1 pseudogene is annotated in these 254 nt (G+C 63.8%); it reads right to left on the bottom strand.

The features are described 5' to 3' along the window. Nucleotides 1–243 (bottom strand): annotated as a pseudogene (locus tag P9273_RS32165) (integrase); the annotation flags it as partial. Nucleotides 244–254: the final 11 nt, after the last annotated feature.

The following is a 254-nucleotide window of genomic DNA, read 5'->3' as shown; positions in this document are numbered from 1 at the left end:
ACCGCCCGCTTTTGCCGATGCCAAGTAGGACTCCCATGCCGTCATCAACTCGCGCCGCTTTTCTAACGCTGTGTTGCGCCGGTACGCGGCCTCCGTCTTGTCGCGGATCGTATGAGCCAGCGCGGCCTCTGCAACGTCACGTTCGAAACTGGTGCAATCGCCGCACCAGTCGCGGAAAGAGCTGCGAAGGCCGTGCAGGGTCGCGGCCTTGTCAGGCGAGGCAAGGCGCAGCGCCTTGGTCATCGCCGTATCAG

This window comes from Mesorhizobium sp. WSM4935 (assembly GCF_029625735.1).
Lineage (GTDB): Bacteria > Pseudomonadota > Alphaproteobacteria > Rhizobiales > Rhizobiaceae > Mesorhizobium.
Note: the sequence above shows the minus strand (reverse complement) of the source record. Positions and strands in the feature narration are given on the sequence as shown.